The organism is Hymenobacter artigasi (genome assembly GCF_012275535.1).
Taxonomy (GTDB): domain Bacteria; phylum Bacteroidota; class Bacteroidia; order Cytophagales; family Hymenobacteraceae; genus Hymenobacter; species Hymenobacter artigasi.
The window spans coordinates 848,455-867,450 of record NZ_JAAVTK010000001.1 but is presented as its reverse complement, the minus strand read 5'-3'; the positions used below and the strand labels follow the sequence as shown (position 1 = coordinate 867,450).

General features: G+C 59.1%; 14 protein-coding genes and 3 tRNA genes. 11 read left to right on the top strand and 6 right to left on the bottom strand.

Annotated features, from left to right (window positions below):
• Nucleotides 1-2,276 precede the first annotated feature (2,276 nt).
• Nucleotides 2,277-2,349, bottom strand: a tRNA-Phe gene (locus HBN54_RS03515).
• Between the two features lie 173 nt (nucleotides 2,350-2,522).
• Here HBN54_RS03515 and HBN54_RS03510 point away from each other — a divergent pair.
• The 6 genes from HBN54_RS03510 to HBN54_RS03485 all read left to right on the top strand — a co-directional run bounded on the left by HBN54_RS03510 (nucleotide 2,523) and on the right by HBN54_RS03485 (nucleotide 10,616).
• Nucleotides 2,523-3,923, top strand: a complete 1,401-nt coding sequence (locus tag HBN54_RS03510) for a (Fe-S)-binding protein (protein WP_168671735.1) — start codon at nucleotides 2,523-2,525, stop codon at nucleotides 3,921-3,923.
• A 187-nt stretch (nucleotides 3,924-4,110) separates the two neighbouring features.
• Entirely contained in the window at nucleotides 4,111-4,962 is an 852-nt protein-coding gene (locus tag HBN54_RS03505) for a (Fe-S)-binding protein (protein ID WP_168671782.1), read from the top strand.
• Between the two features lie 217 nt (nucleotides 4,963-5,179).
• Entirely contained in the window at nucleotides 5,180-5,692 is a 513-nt protein-coding gene (locus HBN54_RS03500) for a hypothetical protein (RefSeq protein WP_168671734.1), read from the top strand.
• Between the two features lie 106 nt (nucleotides 5,693-5,798).
• A complete protein-coding gene (locus HBN54_RS03495) occupies nucleotides 5,799-7,721 on the top strand; it encodes an OmpA family protein (RefSeq protein ID WP_168671733.1) in 1,923 nt (640 codons plus the stop codon).
• Nucleotides 7,722-8,054: 333 nt separating this feature from the next.
• Complete coding sequence (locus HBN54_RS03490; protein ID WP_168671732.1) at nucleotides 8,055-9,608, top strand: aryl-sulfate sulfotransferase; 1,554 nt, start codon at nucleotides 8,055-8,057, stop codon at nucleotides 9,606-9,608.
• Between the two features lie 78 nt (nucleotides 9,609-9,686).
• Nucleotides 9,687-10,616, top strand: coding sequence for a DUF4476 domain-containing protein (locus tag HBN54_RS03485; protein WP_168671731.1), 930 nt, complete (start codon nucleotides 9,687-9,689; stop codon nucleotides 10,614-10,616).
• A gap of 132 nt (nucleotides 10,617-10,748) precedes the next feature.
• Here the strand turns inward: HBN54_RS03485 and HBN54_RS03480 are convergent, their stop codons facing one another.
• Entirely contained in the window at nucleotides 10,749-11,222 is a 474-nt protein-coding gene (locus HBN54_RS03480; RefSeq protein ID WP_168671730.1) for a DUF4293 family protein, read from the bottom strand.
• 90 nt (nucleotides 11,223-11,312) lie between these two features.
• On the opposite strand from HBN54_RS03480, the gene HBN54_RS03475 reads away from it, so the two are divergent.
• Together HBN54_RS03475 and truA are read left to right on the top strand one after the other, a co-directional pair.
• Entirely contained in the window at nucleotides 11,313-12,518 is a 1,206-nt protein-coding gene (locus tag HBN54_RS03475; protein ID WP_168671729.1) for a thiolase family protein, read from the top strand.
• 132 nt (nucleotides 12,519-12,650) lie between these two features.
• Complete coding sequence (truA, locus tag HBN54_RS03470) at nucleotides 12,651-13,406, top strand: tRNA pseudouridine(38-40) synthase TruA (RefSeq protein WP_168671728.1); 756 nt, start codon at nucleotides 12,651-12,653, stop codon at nucleotides 13,404-13,406.
• 19 nt (nucleotides 13,407-13,425) lie between these two features.
• Here the strand turns inward: truA and HBN54_RS03465 are convergent, their stop codons facing one another.
• Entirely contained in the window at nucleotides 13,426-14,505 is a 1,080-nt protein-coding gene (locus HBN54_RS03465) for a DUF5700 domain-containing putative Zn-dependent protease (RefSeq protein WP_168671727.1), read from the bottom strand.
• Between the two features lie 131 nt (nucleotides 14,506-14,636).
• Here HBN54_RS03465 and HBN54_RS03460 point away from each other — a divergent pair, with 131 nt between their 5' ends.
• Both HBN54_RS03460 and HBN54_RS03455 read left to right on the top strand, forming a co-directional pair.
• Nucleotides 14,637-16,448, top strand: coding sequence for an ABC transporter ATP-binding protein (locus HBN54_RS03460; protein WP_168671726.1), 1,812 nt, complete (start codon nucleotides 14,637-14,639; stop codon nucleotides 16,446-16,448).
• Between the two features lie 56 nt (nucleotides 16,449-16,504).
• The gene (locus HBN54_RS03455) at nucleotides 16,505-17,023 is read left to right on the top strand and encodes a hypothetical protein (protein WP_168671725.1); all 519 of its coding nucleotides are present in this window, start codon (nucleotides 16,505-16,507) and stop codon (nucleotides 17,021-17,023) included.
• Nucleotides 17,024-17,177: 154 nt separating this feature from the next.
• On the opposite strand, the gene HBN54_RS03450 is transcribed toward HBN54_RS03455, so the two are convergent.
• The 3 genes from HBN54_RS03450 to HBN54_RS03440 form a co-directional block, all read right to left on the bottom strand.
• Nucleotides 17,178-17,870, bottom strand: a complete 693-nt coding sequence (locus HBN54_RS03450) for a hypothetical protein (protein WP_168671724.1) — start codon at nucleotides 17,868-17,870, stop codon at nucleotides 17,178-17,180.
• Nucleotides 17,871-18,067: 197 nt separating this feature from the next.
• Nucleotides 18,068-18,141: transfer RNA gene (locus HBN54_RS03445), tRNA-Pro, on the bottom strand.
• A gap of 106 nt (nucleotides 18,142-18,247) precedes the next feature.
• A tRNA-Pro gene (locus HBN54_RS03440) sits at nucleotides 18,248-18,321 on the bottom strand.
• 177 nt (nucleotides 18,322-18,498) lie between these two features.
• Between HBN54_RS03440 and HBN54_RS03435 the strand changes: the two genes are divergently transcribed.
• Nucleotides 18,499-18,972 carry a T9SS type A sorting domain-containing protein gene (locus tag HBN54_RS03435; protein WP_168671723.1) on the top strand — a complete coding sequence of 158 codons (474 nt, stop codon included), beginning with the start codon at nucleotides 18,499-18,501 and terminating at the stop codon, nucleotides 18,970-18,972.
• The last annotated feature ends 24 nt before the right edge of the window (nucleotides 18,973-18,996 follow it).

Genomic DNA, 18,996 nt, shown 5'->3' with positions numbered 1-18,996 from the left:
TTCATGTATTCGTGTTACGCTTGTAATTGCTGCATCCGGTATTGCTACCCGATGCCCTTACTATTTGTCTTTTCCAAACATTCAAAGAACGTGTATCAGGCCCAGTTGGCGTGATGGTGTGGCGGCCGAAGCAACCTGTTTTTTCTTCTTTTCAATTCCCCTTTCTTGCGATTGGGAGTGCAAAGGTAAGAAGAAGTTTTGAATTGACAAGCAAAAGAGGAAGATTTTTATTTTCGTTTTTTGCTTGCTTTGCGGCGAGTGGCACTCGGTTAGTGCGATTCGGGGTGCAAAGGTAAGAAACTTTTTTGATTTTCAACTTTCTTTTTCAACTTTCGTTGCAATAAAAAAACTGGCTTCAAAGCCGTGAATCCGTTCGATTCGTGGCGGGGTGCAAAGATAAGGGGCTTTTTTCAAGAACCAAGACCGGCGACAAATTTCTTTTTCGCTTGCTTTTCTGCCCGCCTCCGTTCGATTTGGGAGTGCAAAAGTACGCGAAATTCCTGAACAAGCAAGGAGAGGCGTCGAAATAGTTGAGAATGTAGCAGCTTTTTGTGGGTTATAAATGGATGGCAACAGCTAGTGACTCGTGCAAAAGCGCCTTATATGTATGCTGACGGTGTATTTAGGGGTAAAATGGATTGCCAGCAGGTGGGCAGATGGGGTTCGGTAGTGTCGCTTTTTGTGCGAATCTGGCCGGGGTAAATGCTGGCATGACGGCTGTGGTGTTGACCTGAATACGAGCAGCGCCGGCTGAGATGCTCGTATTTAGATTGAGAAAGCCCCAGCGGAAGGTCGAGCAAGGGCTTTTCTCTGCCTTTCTTAACTTACTCCTTGCTACCGCACTACTTTAACCCAGCCGCGGAGCAACTGTTGAATGTAGGCTTGGCGCATTAGGGGGAGTAAGTACCTAGCAGTGACATCGCCTTATACACGGCGGTATTGCCTAGCAGTGTAAAAGTGATGTCTTCACGGTTGTAGTCATTATAGGAATTGGTTTCCTGCCAAGCTGGCCGGCGCTAGCTGCTTGATGATATATGCCGACTGGCCGACCGTATACCGCCGGCCAAGCTACGCGCCAGCCCATACAGGCCCTTGGCCTGCACCAATAGCGTGGAAGCGTTTGCCCCGTTTGACCAGCGGTAGGTGGTTCCGGGAGCGGCTGGGGCAGAGGTACGGAGCAATAAAGGGCTACATCGCAAATCGTAGTACCGGCCCCTAGAGAGAAGGGGTATTGGTTGCTTGCGCATGCCCGGTTCGATGAGATTGACTAGTATAGTTGCCTGGAGCAGGGACCGGCACGCAATAGTTACCCGGCTGAGCAATGGTGACAGCATGGGAAGTGGCAGCAGTGCTCCATATAGTGAGAGGTAACAAAGGCATTGCCGACGGCAGGATATGAGATGCTATCGGGGCACGGTAACCAATCATTGATACTAACTGCTGTTGGAGGCTACCGTGGGGGGCTCCCGCGTAGAGCCACTGGAGAAGGGGGCAGCGACAGAATAGTGCCGGGTTGCGTAACCGAAAGTGTGGCGGTAGTGGGCTGCGTATTCTAATGGAAGGCGGGGGCACTGGCCGCAGCGGCCCGAAGTGGGGCTGGGTTGCTTCCCACCGGGCATACCTGTGCGGGCCGGGTAATCTGCAGTGAAGGGGAGATTTCGGTGACCTGAGCGGAGGCCAGGCATCCTATACTATAATGAGCCGATAGCCACGAACCCACTTTGCTTGGGAACGCGGCTTTAGTGACACTACTCTATAGTAGTAGCGATGGGAGCAATAACTGTGAACTGCACAGAGGACCCGTCACATCCTATTAGTGTATTCCTGAATGCGCGGGACCGGCTGGAGAGCGGTAAACGATAGGGGTGGCTGAAGCACTTCTTTCACCGATGAAGGTGGCCGGGGTGCTACCAAAGATGCGGGCTATGTAAACATTGCTGCTTTTCATGGCCATTGCACCACCATCAAATCCAAACCTGCCATCCCGCTTACTAATAACAAGGATGCAGTAGTACCTGGGCCCGTAGGCTACCGGCACTGGACAGAACCGGCGGATTGACAGGCGTGGGGTGATGAAGGTTGGGGTTTCCGACTTTCAAAGCGGGAATTATAATTTCCGCTCTTCACTTCGTGATAAGCATCGTTTCTGTTGCGGGAGCACCGGCGTTTTCAATCATTGCTGAGCAGGCCCAAGGACCGGTCAGCATGTGCTGTCCTAGGTTCCTTTCAAGACATAAACAAAAAACCCCTTCACAAGCTGTGAAGGGGTTTTTCTGTGGCAACAGTTGGAATCGAACCAACGACACCAGCATTTTCAGTGCTGTGCTCTACCAACTGAGCTATGTTGCCGTCTCCCCGGCAGCGTCTTTAGGTTGCTTAGGGGACCGCAAAGGTACGAAAGCAATGCAATGACGCAAGAACCTGAGCAAAAAAAGTGTGAATAAGTGTACAGTTTTTGAAAAGTAGTAGGCATGCCGAGTATATTGCGTCCCCAAACGTTTCCACTTGCTTACCTTTACTGCATGTTGCAATCTATCCTCTTTCTACTGCTCCTGGTAGCGGCTTTTGGCTTTTTCGCGTGGCAGGTCCGGAAAATACGGGCCAACATTCTGGTTGGGCGCGAGCGCGACGTGAGTGGCAACGCGGCTGAGCGGTTTCAGAAAACCTTACTGGTGGCCTTTGGTCAGCAGAAAATGTTTAAGCGCATGACGCCGGCCCTGCTGCACCTGGTGGTGTACGTGGGCTTTCTGGTCATCAACATCGAGGTGATTGAGATTGTCATTGATGGCCTGTTTGGCAACATCTTCGGCTTTCATCGGGCGCTGAAATTCCTCGGACCGGTGTACGACTTGCTGATGGCGACCAACGAAATTCTGGCCGCCCTGGTGATTGTGGCCGTGGCCGCCTTCTGGTGGCGCCGCAACAGCAACCCGCCCCTCAAGCGCTTCACGGGGCCGGAGCTGCGGCTGTGGCCTAAGATGGACGCCAATATCATCCTGTATATTGAGGTGGCACTGATGCTGGCCCTGTTCTTCATGAACACCGCCGACCTGAAGCTGCACGCCATGCGCGGCGAAGACCTGCCCGGCACCTTCCCCGTGAGCAACCTGCTGGTGGGCCTGCTGCCAAGTAATGAAGGCACGCTGCACGTGCTGGAGCGCCTGGGCTGGTGGATTCACATCACCGGCATCCTGCTGTTCCTTAATTACCTGCCCAGCTCCAAGCACTTCCACATCATCCTGGCGTTTCCGAACGTGTGGTATTCGCGGCTGGTGCCGCAGGGGCAGTTTTCGAACGTGGAGAGCATCACCAATGAGGTGAAGGCCATGATGGACCCCAGCTTTGTGGTGCCCCCCGCGCCTACCGCGCCCGATGGCTCGCCGCTGCCGCCCGCACCCTTCGGGGCCAAGGACGTGGAAGACCTGCCCTGGACGAACCTGCTGAACGCCTACTCCTGCACCGAGTGCGGCCGCTGCACCTCGGTGTGCCCGGCCAACCTGACGGGGAAGCTGCTCTCGCCGCGCAAAATTATCATGGACACGCGCGACCGGATGGAGGAAAAGTATAACTCGCCGCTCATCTTCCGCCCCAATGTGTACGGGGCCGAAGCCAAGCACGAGCCCGTGACCGACCTGATGGAAGCCACCCTGTTGCGCGGCAAGGTGACACCGGAGGAGCTCTGGGCTTGCACCACCTGCAACGCCTGCGTGGAAAGCTGCCCCGTGAACATCAACCCGCTCGACAGCATTATTGAGATGCGCCGCTTCCTGGTGCTGGAGGAGTCGGCTGCGCCGAACTCGCTGAACGTGATGTTCTCTAATATTGAGAACAACGGTGCGCCGTGGGCCTTTTCCCCGTCGGACCGGTTTAACTGGGCCGATGATTTGTTTGCGGCGGAGAAGGCGGCTGCGACTGTCGCATAAGCCGTCTGTCATGCCATCTGGCGTCCCGAAGGAAGCATCTTATCGCCGCTGCTTTCGTCGGATTTACTAACTCACTGCAGCCCGGACGTGATAAGGTCCTTCGCTGCGCCCAGGATGACAATCGTGTTGTCCCACACCTCTTATGACTCCTGAAGCTCCCTCCAAAAAGCAAATTACTGTTCCCGTTATGGCCGATTTGGCGGCCCGCAATGAGTCGCCCGAAATCCTGTTCTGGGTGGGCTGCGCTGGCGCGTTTGATGACCGGTACAAGCGTGTGACCCGCGCCTTCGTGCGTATTTTGGAGCATGTGGGCACCAAGTATGCCGTGCTGGGCCTGGAAGAAAGCTGCACCGGCGACCCCGCCAAGCGGGCCGGCAATGAGTTCCTGTTTCAGATGCAGGCCATGCAGAACATCACGACGCTGAACGGCTACGGCATTAAGAAAATCGTGACGGCCTGCCCGCATTGCTTCAACACCATTAAGAACGAGTACCCGGCGCTGGGCGGCGACTACGAAGTCATTCACCACAGCACCTATCTGCAGCAGCTTATTAACGAAGGCAAGGTGGGCGTGACCGGGGGTGAAAGCTTCAAGGGCCGCCGCATTACTTTCCACGACAGCTGCTACCTGGGCCGGGCCAACAACATTTACGAAGCCCCGCGCGACGTGCTGGCCGCCCTCGACGCCGACCTGGTGGAAATGAAGCGCAGCCGCGCCAACGGCCTGTGCTGCGGTGCGGGCGGTGCCCAGATGTGGAAGGAAGCCGAGCCGGGCAAGAAGGAAATTAACATCGAGCGCACTGAAGAGGCGCTGGCTACGCTGGCCGGCAAGGCCGAAGCACTGGCCAACCTGGGCGGCGTAGAAACCGAAACCAGCGCCCCCGGTGCCCACGACCTGCAGGGCAGCATCATTGCCGTATCGTGCCCGTTCTGTATGACCATGATGAGCGACGGCGTGAAGAACAAGGAGCAGGAAAGCAAGGTGCAGGTGTTTGACCTGGCCGAGCTGGTGGCTTCGGCCGAAGGCATCAATGCCTAATAATCACGGATTGCGCGGATTTTAGTGGATTTAGCTTCGCTGTCCTCCGGTTCACGGATTTTGTAGACGACTTTTGTGTTCCCCACCGTGTTCGCGATGGGGAACATTTTTTTTGTTAGTAGCACGTTATGTTGTGGCTGAAACGGTAGCCGTTGGATGGGTAGCAACCGTCTACAAAATCCGTGAAATTCGTTTGAATCCGCTAAATCCGCGATTTATGTACGTTGCGTTCGACCAGCTCCCGCCCGAAGCCCGGGTATGGATTTACCAGGCCAGCCGCCCGCTCAGCGGGACAGAGATTGTGGGCATGATGCCTGGCCTGGCCCGTTTTGCCGAAGAATGGACCAGCCACGGCCGCACCCTGCTGGCCTCGGGCGAATTCCTGCACCAGCAGTTTCTGGTGATTGGGCTGGATGAAGGTGTGGCCGGCGCCAGCGGCTGTTCCATCGACGCTTCGGTGCGCTTTGTGGCCCAGCTGGAGCAGCACCTGGGCGTGGAGCTGCTGGAAAAATCCCGGATGGCTTTTTTGCAGGCTGGCACGGTGCAGCTGCTGAAGCGTGGGGAATTGAAGGAGGCCGTAGCGGCTGGGACAGTAGGGCCGGACACGTTTTATTTTGATAATACGCTAGGGACTAAGGGTGAATTGGATACCCACTGGCCCCGTCCAGCCAGCGAAACCTGGCTGGCCCGCTACTTTGGGCAGGAAGAAAAAAACGGACTGCTTACGTGAATCCTTTTCAAACGTAGTATTATTGCTAACCCAAAAATACCTAATCGGGAATATTCCTGATTCCTCCCTCCCCTCACCCTCCCCACACCACCACCCCACTTCACCTATGAGGAAACTATTATTCGTCTGCACCGCGGCTGGCTCCGTCGCGCTTTTGAGCGGCTGTGCCACTACCGGTGGTATGAGCAAGGGTGACAAGCAGTTCGCCCGCGGCCAGTATGAGCTGGCTATTCCCTTGTATAAGGCCGATGTGGCCAAAGGCAAGGGTGCCGCTATTTCCAACTTCCGCATCGGTGAGGCCTACCGGCTCTCGAACCGGGTTGAGGAAAGCGAGCCTTTCTACAAAGCTGCTATCGATGGTGGAGTAAAAAACGCCGACGCTGGCTTCCGCTACGCTGAAGCGCTGAAAGCTAACGGCAAATACGACGAGGCCGCGGCGCAGTTTGCGAGCTACGCCAGCAACGGCGGTAACCGCACCCTGGCTGCCCGCGCCGAAACCGAAAGCAAGAACGCCGCCGCCAGCAAGGCCGTGGCCGCTATTAAAAACAAGTATGAGGTGATGCCCGTGGACGCGCTGAACTCGGCCGGCTCCGACTTTGGCGGCACGATGATGGCCAGTACCGGCGACTTCGTGTTTGCTTCCGGCCGCGATGGCAAGAAGTACCTCGGCAATGGTGAGAACTTTAACGACCTCTACGCCATTAAGTTTGACAACGCGGCGGCCATGACTGGCGGCACAGTGCGCAAGCTCGAAGGCCCCTTCAATACCGAAACCAAGCACGAAGCCAGCGCCACCTACACCCCGGATGGCAAGACGATGGTGTTTGCCCGCTCGAACGACGGCAGCAAGAAAGGCTACCTGAGCGTTGACCTCTGGATTTCCTACCTCAAGGCCGGAACCTGGAGCGAGCCTGTGCTGGCCAACATCAACGACCGGACGGCCGATGACTTTGCCCCGGCTTTCGGGCCGGACGGTACTACGCTGTACTTCGCCTCGGGCCGCAAGGGCGGACAGGGCGGCAACGACCTCTACAAAGCCACCCTGGGCCCGAACGGCCGCTTCTCGCCGGCGGAGAACCTTGGCGAAACCATCAACACGGCTGGCAACGACAACTTCCCCGGTGTGGCCCCGGATGGCACGCTGTACTTCGCTTCGGACGGACGCCCCGGCCTGGGCAAGCTCGACCTCTTTATGGTGAAAAACGGCCAGCCCGTGAATCTGGGGGCCGATGTGAACAGCACCGCCGATGACTTCGCCCCGGTGCCAATGGCCGGCGACATGGGCCTGTTCAGCTCGAACCGCGCCGGTGGCAAGGGTTCGGATGATGAGTACATGTTCAAGAAGAAGGCCCTCAAGCTGGTGACCTTCTACGCCGACGGTACCGTGCTGGAGCGCGACGACAAAGCCAAAACCACGCTGCCCCTGGCCGGTGCTACCGTGACGGTGACCAGCTCCAACGGCCAGCGCCTGAGCGCCGTGAGCGGCCCGGATGGCAAATTCAACCTGAAGCTGGACTCCGTGACCAGCTACAACATGCTGGCCGAGCGCGCCGGCGACTTCTCGGCCCGCACGGCCCTGAGTACCGTGGGCCGCAAGCCCAGCCAGGATGCCCTGCCCAACCTGACCAACGATATTCAGCTGCCTGTGACCCTGACGCTGAACAAAATCATTCTGGCCAAGGCTATTGAAGTCAAAGACATTCTCTACGACTACAACAAGTACGACATCCGGCCGGATGCTGCCATCCGCCTCGATACGCTGGTGCAGACCTTGATGGATAACCCCAAAATTTCCATCGAGCTGAGTTCGCACACCGACCAGCGCGGCAAGGACGCTTATAACATGAAGCTTTCGCAGCAGCGCGCCCAGGCCGCCGTTGACTACATTGTGAGCAAGGGCATCGATAAGGCCCGCATCACGGCCAAGGGCTACGGTGAAACCCGCCCCCTCGTGCTGAAGCCGACGACGGAAGAAGAGTACCAGCGCAACCGCCGCACCGAGTTCAAAGTGACCCGGATAGCAAAGTAATAGTCTCGCTTTGTTTGCCCGAAACGCCCCCGCAGCTTCCGCCGCGGGGGCGTTTTGCTTGTGCTCAAACTGCTGCCTGAACCGGGACTGCGGCTGGAAGAAAGGATAAGAGTACGGAAGTTGTCGCACCTGGTCGAAGAAGCTACCCAGAGCCACGCACTGAGGAAAAAGCGCGACTAGTTCCAAGCTATGTGCCGGTGGCTTAGCTACTATGCGCGCTATGAAAAAAAATTTAGCTAATCCAGAATAAACCCGGCTTCATAGCGAAGGTCTGAAATCGTCAAAATGGGGGTCTATTGAACCTCATTGCACTTTCTCTCTCCCTTTTTCGCTATGTTCAAACAACTAATTTACCTCACGCTGGGCGTCCTTATCGCCGGCTTAAGCAGCTGTCAGAAGGACGATATTGTTGCTCCGTTGCCCAAGGTGCTGCCCTCGCCGATACCGAACAGCACCCTGTTGCTGAATCCGTCGGGTTATGCTCCACTTTCAGCCCAGCTCACCTTCAGCACGGGCGGGCCGGGTACTACCACGGTAACCGTGCACGGTAAACACGGCCCGGACTCTGACGTGGAGCAACATATCCACGATACCGATACGACGCACGTGGTAGCGATACTGGGCTTGTATGCCAACTGGGCTAATTCGGTGGAGATTACGTTTACGTCTGATAACGGCCAGGTTGTGCTGGCCGACACGCTGACGGTGCAAACCGGGTTTCTGCCCGCTAAGCTGCCCACGGCCATCACCGTGACCACGCCGCCGACCGCCGCGCTGGGCGGGGCCCTGAGCCTGGTGAGCAATTTCAGCAGCACCGACCCATACATTCCGCTGGTGGTGGACAACTACGGCGATATCCGCTGGCTGCTGGATTTTTCGACCCACCCCACGCTCAATCACCTGTTCTACGACTGCGGCATCAGCCACCTGCGTAACGGCAACTACCTGTTCGGGGATAGAACCACTAGCTATCTATACGAAGTGGATGCACTGGGCCAGCTGCTGAATACCTGGAAAATGCCCGGCTACACCTTCCACCACGAGGTAGTGGAAAAGCCCGACGGCAATTTCCTGGTGACGGTGAACAAAGCCGGCAGCACCCACCCCGATGGCTCGCCCACGGAGGAGGATGTAGTGATTGAGGTGTCCCGCACCTCGGGGAACGTGACGCACGAGTGGGACCTGAAGCAGCTGCTCGACGAAAACCGCCACGCCCTGGAAACCGACCCGGTAGACTGGGCCCACACAAATGCCGTGGTCTACGACCCGGCCGACAACACGATAGTGGTTTCGACCCGCGTGCAGGGCGTGGTGAAGCTGGGCTATGACGACCGCATTGTGTGGATTCTGGCCCCGCACAAGGGCTGGGGCAGCAACCGCCGGGGCGAAGACCTGAACAATTTTTTGCTTACGCCGCTCGATGCGAACGGCCAGCCCATCGCCGATGCCGACGTGGCCCTGGGCACCACCAACCACCCCAGCTTCGAGTGGAACTGGTACCAGCACTCGCCGTCGCGCATGCCCAACGGCGACTGGCTGCTGTTTGACAACGGCTCGCACCGCAATTTTAACCCCGCGCCCGGCACTTACAGCCGCGCGGTAGCCTTCCGCATCGACCCGGTGCGGCGCACTGTGCAGCAGGTGTGGGAGTACGGCAAAGAGCGGGGCACCGAAACGTATTCGGTCATCGTATCACGCGTCGAATACCTGCCGGGCGTCAACCACGTGCGGTTTTGCCCCGGCGACCAAGTGCCCACAGCCACCGGCGCGGGCGGCAAAATCATCGAAGTTGACTACGCCACGCGGCAGCCGGTTTTCGAAATGAGCCTGACCACGAACAGCGGCTTTGGCTTTCACCGGGCCGATATGACGCACTTCGGCGAGTAGCCCCCGCGAACGTGGCACACGTTTTGGAATAAGGGTTTCCGGCCGGAGTTTCCGGCCGAAACCTTCTCCTTTACTGCAATGAAAAAGGCTCTACTTCTGGCATTGGCAGGCTTGTTGGCCGCCGTATCTCCTGCGTTGGCTTACCCACCGGTGCCGGCTAATGTCAACTTTTCGTCGGAGCGTGGGGTGCCGTTTGGACTGGTGCTTGATGGGCGGCCACTCACGCGAGGCCTGGCCCGGCAGGTGCACGTCGACCAGTTGATGCCCGGCCAGCACTGGGCCGATTTCAGCGTGCCCACGGCGTATGGCGGGGCTGTGCGCTTCCGCAGCCGCGTATGGCTGGAGCCCGGTCTCGAAACCACGTTTGTGCTGGTGACGCGGCCCGGCCGGCCGCTGTATTTGCAGCAGGTGAATGCCGTAGCGCTATACGCGCCCGGCTATGGCGGCAACGGCTATTACAACGGCGGTGGTGGACACTACAACAGCCCCGCGCCCTACGGCCAGGGCAGCAACCAAGGCTACGGCAGCAACGACCCCTACGACGACTACGACAATGGCGGCAGCTACAACAACGCGCCGGCCCCCAACGGCGGCTACGGCAATAATCCCAACGCGCCCAGCAACGGCGGCTACAACAACAACCCCAACGGCGGCGGCTACAACAACGGCCCCACGCCCGGCAACTACCCCGGCACAGCCACGAGCAGCTACCGCAGCCTGGCCCCGCAGGACGTAGATGCCTTGGTGAAAAACGTGCAGGGCCGCATTGCCGAAGCCAGCAAGCTGAGCGCGGCCAAAGAAGGCCTGGCCCAGCGCAGCTTGCGGAGCGATGACCTGAGCCGCCTGCTGCGCAGCATCAACTCCGAGGCCTGCCGCATCGATTTGGCCACGTTTGCCTACACGCACATCAGCGACCCTCAGAATTTCAACCGCGTATATGATGCTTTTGAAACGGAAAGCGGTGCCAAGGCGGTAGAGCAGGCCGTGAACAATACTTCGCAACGCTGAGTTGGTCGGAAGCAATGAAACATACAAAAGGGCCGCTGTCGTGATGACAGCGGCCCTTTTGTATGTTTCGAATTCGGAGGAAGCTGAAGACTTATTTACGCAGATTCCTCCTGCGTCGGAATGACAGTTTTTTTAGCGCAGGCGGTCGGCGCTGCGCACCAGCTGCTCGTCGCGGCGGATGAAACGGTTGGCCAGCAGGTTGAGCAGCAGGGCCAGCGTGGGCAGGTAGAAGGCGAGCAGCACCTGGCCTTCGAGCTTGATGTTGAGCAGCTGCTCGCCCTTGGTCTGGAAGTAGAACTCGGCGCCGAGGGTGGCGGTGATGAGTAGCAGGTTGATGGAGCCCAGCATGAGCTGGCGCATGCGGGTGCGGAACTGGAAAATCTCATAGAAAGCCAGCGCGGCCGAGGCGGCGGCCAGGGCGCCAATCAGCCAGACCGGGCCGATGCCGGCCGGTACGGTAAGGCCCTGAGCATCGAACCCAAAGGCCGTGAGGGTTAATTCCTGATGGGTGAGGCCGTCGACTTTGTGCCACAGGGGCAGCGCCAGCAGGCTGAGCATGGCCAGGGCCAGCAAGAGCAAAAACACGCTTTGGATTCTTTGTATCATCTTTGTTGTAGTGTTGAACAGGTCCGGGCCAGTGCCCGGGCCGCAAATTTAATTCCATTCGGCGCTTGCGCCGCCATTATTACCTTACGAATGCCAACTGCTTATATCGTGGACGCGGTGCGTACCCCGATTGGAAAATTTGGGGGTGCGCTCAGCAGCGTTCGCCCCGACGACCTGGCCGCCCATGTGCTCCGCGAGCTCATGCGCCGCAACCCAACCGTTGACAAGGCCGCCATTGAGGACGTCATCATCGGTGCCGCCAACCAAGCCGGAGAGGACAACCGCAACGTGGCCCGCATGGCCGCGCTGCTGGCCGGCCTGCCCGTTACGGTGCCCGGCAATACCGTGAACCGCCTGTGCGCCTCGGGCCTGCAGAGCATTATGGACGCGGCCCGCGCCATTAAGTGCGGCGAGGGCGACGTATACCTGGCCGGCGGGGCCGAGAGCATGACCCGCGCCCCGTTTGTGATGGCCAAGTCGGAATCGGCATTCGGGCGCGAGCTCACGGCCCACGACACCACGCTGGGCTGGCGCTTCATCAACCCCCGCCTCACGCAGCTGCACTACCCCTTTGCCATGGGCCAGACGGCCGAGAACGTGGCCAAGCAGTACAACGTGACCCGCGAAGAGCAGGATTTTTTCGCCTTCGAGAGCCAGCGCAAGTATGCCCGCGCGTTGGAGAAAGGCCGGTTCCGCAAGGAGATTGTGCCGGTGTTTATTCCGCGTCCGAAGGGCGATACGGCCCTGTTTGATGCCGATGAGCAGCCCCGCTTCTCGCCCCTCGAAAAGCTGGCCACCCTTAAGCCTGCCTTCCAGCCCGAGGGCGGCACCGTGACGGCCGGCAACTCGGCGGGCATCAACGACGGCGCGGCGGCCGTGCTCATGGTGAGCGAGGACGCGCTGAAAAGATACAACCTGAAACCCCTGGCGCGGGTAGTAGCCTCGGCCGTGGCCGGCGTCGACCCCTCGGTAATGGGCCTGGGGCCGATTCCCGCGACCCAGAAGGTGTTGCAGCGCGCCGGTCTCACGCTGGCCGACATCGACCTGATTGAGCTCAACGAAGCCTTTGCCGCTCAAAGCATTGCCTGCGTGCGCGAATTGGGCCTCGACATGGCCAAAGTGAACGTGAACGGCGGCAGCATTGCCATGGGCCACCCGCTGGGCAGCTCGGGCGCACGCATTACGGCCACGCTGCTGCACGAGATGCACCGCCGCGGCGAAGGCATGCGCTACGGCCTGGCCGTGATGTGCGTGGGCGTAGGCCAGGGCGCGGCCGTGATTTACGAGAAGCTGTAGAGCGGTAGACACCCTTGTAGGGGTGGGGCTGGTCCCCGCCCGTTGTGGCACGACCGTTTTTAGAACGGCGTACACGGCGGGCGGGGACCAGCCCCACCCCTACTCTTTTGCGCAGCCGTACTTTTGCGCTTCATGCGCTACTTTTTGCACCTTGCCTACGACGGCACTTCTTACTGCGGCTGGCAGATTCAGCCCGGCATGCCCACCGTGCAGGCCGAAATTGACCGCTGCCTGACCCAGATACTGCGCCGGCCCACTTACTGCCTGGGCAGCGGCCGCACCGATTCGGGCGTACACGCCAGCCACCAGGTCGCGCATTTCGATGCCGACCTACCCGAAACCCTGCCGCTCGATGTGCTGCTCTATCGCCTGCGCCGGGCCCTGCCGCCCGACATCGGCGCGCTACGCCTACACCCCGTACCGGCCAATGCGCACGCCCGCTTCTCGGCGGAGGAGCGCAACTACGAGTACTTCGTGGTAACCCAACCCAACCCCTTCCGGCGCGACCAGGCCTTGTACGTAGACCGCCCGCTAGACATTGCCGCCATGAATGAGGCCGCCGGCTATATGGTGGGGCAGTTCGATTTCACGTCCTTCTCGAAAGTAAAGGGCGGCGAAAACCACTACGTGTGCTACTGCACGGCCGCCGGCTGGCACCTAGCACCCGGCGGCTGGGTGTTCCGCATTCGGGCCAACCGCTTTGTGCGGGGCATGGTGCGGCTGGTGGTGGGCACCCTGCTCGACGTGGGCCGGGGCAAGCTCACGCCGCGCCAGTTTCAGGAGCTGCTGTGGGCGCAGAAGCGGGTAGATGCCGGCAGCGCCGCCCCGGCCAAAGGACTTTTCCTGAGCCGGGTGGAATACGAGGACGGGGTGGTGCCGGTGGAGTAGCGGCCCGGCCCCAGCCCGGTCAGGACGAGGCCGGCCGGGACTTGGTGTATTTCTGCTCCAGCACCTTCAGGTAGCGCATGGAAGCGTCGGAGAAGCGCGGAGGATGGGTTTTGTCTTTGCGGACGGCTTTCTGGTACAGGTAGAAGAAGGCGAACGGGTCGTCGGCCTTGTCAATCAGCTGCTTGGTATAACCGTTTTTTTTGATGGCACTGGACATAAAGAAGCCTGGCAAATGGCCGTTTGAGCCATTAGAGAGCCGCCGGTACCACCGGTCCGTGGCCGGGGCCCCGCCCAAAGCCCGCGCCTGAATCGCAGAGTCCATCTGGTGGATGAAGGACGGCGCGGGGTCCAGGACCCACTCGCGGATACCGCGCGGGTCGCCAGGCATATTAATCGTAACCGATTTGTCAATCAGGTCGGCCAGGCCTTCGTTCTGGATGCTGAACATAATTTGCATCAGGCCCTCATCGTCGGGCGCGATATTCCCGAAGTCTTTGCCCGTGCGCAGCCGGTGGTGCATCTCATGCCCTTGCAGGATGCCAGCCCCCGCCTCGTTGGCATCGCGCACCGCCCGCAGGCTGTAGAACAGGCCCTCGGCCTGCGAGGTGGCATCGTTGCCCAGGGCCTCGTAGTAAATGTTCAAATCGGCCACCTTGGTGTGGTTCCGGGCCGGCAGGTACTCGTAAGCCTTCTGGTACATGAGGTCGAGCGAAACCGCGTTGTTCTTCGCGGAGGCCACGAGCTTTCGGTAGTCGGGCTCGTGCTCTTTGTAGTCGTTCACCATCAGGTAGTACCACACCTTGGCATCGAGATTGGCCTGGCGCAGCGAATCGTAGCGCGGCATGTACACCACTTCGATAGCCCGGCGGTAGCGCACCAAATCGGCGGCGGAGTAGATGCCGCGCACGTAAATCTTATTGCCCGGAATCTCCAGGAATTCCTGCCACGCCTGGTCGGTAAGGGGGCGATTTTGCCGCAGACCATCGGTTATTTCCCAGTACCGGGTCACGGCGTCGGTGTTGATGGTTTGGGCGCGGACGGCGCAGGCAGTCAGCAGCAAGCCCAAACAAAAGCCTACGCGGCGTAGCAACAGCAGCATAAAAAGGATGGGAAGAAAGTGGAATAGACCCTAAAGATGAGGCTTCCACTCGGAAAAGCAAACCGCCACTTACCAACCCGCCGCGAACTCCGCTCGCCACTGCTTGTTCTTACCGACCTTTGCCCCCACTTATGGACCCCACCACTTCCGCCCCCAAAACCGGCCAAGTCTTCGACTGGGCCGTGCTGCGCCGACTGCTAGGCTACGTGCGCCCCTACCGGCGCGTCTTCATCGGCCTCATTGTGCTCACCGTGGCCACGGCCGTGCTGGGCACGCTGCGGCCCTTCCTCATTCAGCGCATGGTCGATGTCAGCATTGAGCAAGGCGATATGAAGAGCCTGAACTTCATGTTTATGCTGCTGCTGGTGCTGCTGGTGGCCCACGCCGGCGTGAGCTACCTGCAGACGTACTACGGCGGCTGGCTGGGCCAGTACATCGTGCGCGATATCCGCACCGACCTCTATCAGCACCTGCTCAGCCTCAAGCTCAAGTTCTTCGACCAGACGCCTATTGGCGTGCTCGTGACCCGCAATATTTCCGACGTGGAAACCCTGTCCGATGTATTCAGCGAGGGCCTGGCGGCCATGGTGGGCGACATTCTGCAGCTGCTCTTCATCATGGCCTTCATGTTTTACATCGACTGGCGGCTCACGCTCATCAGCCTGTCGGTGATTCCGCCGCTGCTGTTCAGCACCTACGTGTTCAAGGAAAAAATCAAGGGCTCTTTTCAGGATGTGCGCACGGCCGTGGCCAAGCTCAACTCCTTCGTGCAGGAGCACCTCACGGGCATGAACGTGGTTCAGATTTTCAACAACGAGGAGCGCGAATTTCGCAAGTTCGAAGCTATAAACAAGGAGCACACCGATGCCAACATTCGCTCGGTGCTCTACTACAGCATCTACTTCCCGGTGGCCGAGGTGCTGGGTGCTATCGGCGTGGGCCTGCTGGTGTGGTACGCCGCGCAGGGCCAGATTGAGGGCTCGATTTCAAAGGGCGCCCTCATCGCCTTCATTATGTACAACGCGCTGTTTTTTCGCCCCATCCGCCAGATTGCCGACCGGTTCAACACCCTGCAGCTGGGCCTGGTGAGCACCGAGCGCCTGCTCAAGCTGCTCGACAACCAGGACATCATCGCCACCACCGGCACCTACGCCCCCGCCGAGCTGCAGGGCGACGTAGAGTTCAAGCACGTCAAATTCGCTTACAACGAGCCCGACTGGGTGCTCAAGGACATTAGCTTCCACGTCAATCCGGGCCAGACCATTGCCTTCGTGGGGGCCACCGGCGCGGGCAAAACCAGCATTATCAACCTGCTCAGCCGTTTCTACGATATTCAGGAAGGCAGCATCTGCATTGATGGCCGCGACCTGCGCGACTACGACCTCAGCCTGCTGCGCCGCCAGATTGGCGTGGTATTGCAGGACGTCTTCCTCTTCGCCGGCAGCATCCGCGACAACATCACCCTCGGCAACCAAACCATCACCGACGCGCAAATCTGGGAAGCCGCCGACCTCGTGGGGGCCCGCCGTTTCATCGAGCGCCTGCCCGACGGCCTCGGCTATCCCGTGATGGAGCGCGGCGCCACGCTCTCCGTGGGGCAGCGCCAGCTCATCAGCTTCGTGCGGGCCATGGTGTACCAGCCCCACATCATCGTGCTCGACGAAGCCACGTCCTCCGTCGATTCGGAAACCGAGGAGTTGATTCAGGAAGCCATCGAAAAGCTGATGCAGGGCCGCACCTCGCTCGTCATCGCCCACCGCCTGAGCACGATTCAGAAAGCAGATAAAATCATCGTCCTCGACAAGGGCGAAATCAAGGAAACCGGCACCCACGAAGAGCTTCTGCGCATTGAGGGCGGCTACTACGCCCAGCTCTACCGCATGCAGTACGTTGTTGTTAATGAAGAATTAGGAATTAAGAATGAAGAATTGCCTTCCAGCTAAGTCGCGATTTCCAATTATTCATTCATCATTCTTAATTCCTCATTAAGCGAAGCGTCATGCGTTACCTCTTCCTCGCCATCATCCTGCTCACGCTCATCGCGGCCAGCACCTACGCCTACCTCGGCGGCACCCGCGAGCCCGAAATCACCCTCGAAACCACCGCTGCGCCGCTGTATCTGGCTGGTCAGCCCTTCCACGGCAAGGTGACCGGCGATGCCTTCGGCAACCTGTTTCGCCAGGCCAAGGACGCCCAGGCCCGCCTGCACGGCGACCTCGCCAACCTTTACCTCAACGACCCCGAAACGGCCCACGACACCATCCAAGCCTTCATCGGCCTAGCCCTGCCCGATACCACCCAGGCGCTGCCCGCCGGCTTCCGCTACCGCGTGGTGCCGGCCGGGCAGCGCATCCTGGCCGCCCGCCTCACGGGGGTAAGCTACCTGCTGGCTCCCAACAAGCTGTACCCAGCCGCCCTCGAAGCCGTGAAAAAGCAGAAGCTCACCCAGCGCGGCGACTTCTACCTGGAGCGCTTCGGGGCCAATGAGGAATCAGAAGTGTGGGTGGGCGTGAAGTAGCAGCGAGCGGGCATAGCTGCCGACAATCAAGCAGTGGATAAGCATACGCTCCGCAACCCGCAACCCTCACCCAACGGTTAGTTGAATGCAAAAAGCCCTGATATCAGATGATATCAGGGCTTTTTGCGCGAAAGCAGCGAATGGAGCCGCGTACTTATTTGCGGCCGAAATAGTAGCCAGCCCCGAATTGCAGCTTGTTCAGGCCAAAGCCCGCATCGAACGCACCAAGTGTCTGGTCGGCGCTGGTGTTGTCGTTGTTCACCTTTAGGTGGTTGTAGCCCAGGCTGCCGATAGTTGCCGTCAGGCCGAACTTTGGCACCGGGAAAAAGATAATGCCCGGCGTGATAGCCGCGTAATACCCTGTCATTTTGCGGGTTGAGTAATAAGTAACTGGGTAGCCGTAGGTGCTGTAATACAGGCTTCGGCTCACGTCGTTGTCCGACTCATACCCCGCGCCAAGCATCGTAGTCAGACCAAATTGCTCGCTCAGCATTTTGTAGTACTGCACCATGGGGCCCACCCGCAAAGTAGAAGCCGTCGGAATGGATGGCGAAACGCCATTGCTCGACGAAGTGTAGGAGCCTCCCGTCACCGTGTGGCTAAGCTGCAAGCCCAAGGCCAGATTATCAGCCACAAACCCGCCAACTGTCAAATCCAGCGTGAACGTCCCGAGCCGGGAAGTGCTGTTGAATGTGCCCCCGTTGCCGGAGCTGCTCAGGTCTTCAGTTTGGGTGTGGTAGCCCACGCTGCCCGTGAGCAGCCCGGTGCCTTTGCCGATGGTAGACTGGGCCTGCGCGGCCGAAAAAGCACTGCCCAGGGCAGCCAGTAGAAGTACTGTATTTCTCATGTGGAGGGAAATAATGAATGAAAAAAGGACCGCAAAGTTCTTTCCAGTTCTGCCGAATTCAATGCTTTTCACCCATTAATTTCTATGGCCGCACAATCCGGCCCGGCCCGATGCACTCTCACCTTGAACCTAGCTAATGGGCTGAAAAGCACAATGCCCCCGCCGGAAGGGCGGAGGCATTGAAGCTTGCGGGAAAGTCGGGGTGGCAGGATTCGAACCTACGGCCTCGTCGTCCCGAACGACGCGCGCTACCGGGCTGCGCTACACCCCGAAAGCAGGCCGATGGGGCGGCCTGTTTCTATTTCCAATATTAAGCGGCCGAAAAAAGCCTCCGAACCCGAGAGTTCGAAGGCTTTATGAGAGCGGCTGCTCTTCCGTCGGAGTGGCAGGATTCGAACCTACGACCTCCAGCACCCCATGCTGGCGCGATACCAGGCTACGCTACACCCCGTTTGGTATTGGAGCGACAAAGGTAAGATTATTTTTGATTCATGTGCAAGCTCTGCGAAAATAAAGTTTTGCCCGCAGTGGCCTGTGGCCGGTTTTTGGACCGGTTTTGGCCCAAGCAGATTCATAATTGCTTAGCTTTACGCAAGCCAATTTACCCCATCTTGTTCTTATCCTACTTATGAAAAAGTTATTACTACTTGTGTTGGCCAGCACGTTGGCTTCGGCGGCGGCGCAAGCCCAGGCCCCGGCTCCCGCCAGCCCGGCTACGGCTGTTGTTGCCCCCGCCAAAGAAGAAGCAATTTTGCCCAACGGCGTAATCGCAGCCCCTGCGGCAGCTCCCGTTGCCGCAGCGCCGGCAGCCGAGGGCGCGGGCCGCATCGCGCTGGCCCCCGAAACCCCGGCCGCTAACCCTAATGCCATCAAGGTAAAAGCCGATGCCGTAGCCGGCCGTCTCACCGTGAAAACCGACAATCCCGGCCCCACCCGCGTGGAAGTGACCGATACGGGCGGCCGCCCCGTCATCACCCACACCATGATGAACGGCCAGACCCCGGCCGTGCTCAACGTGAGCCAGCTGCCGGCGGGTGCCTACATCGTGCGCTGCACGGCGTATGAAAAAACCGGCATGCGCCGCGTCATGATTGGGCAATAGCCCAGACCCACACCCTCGCCAGCC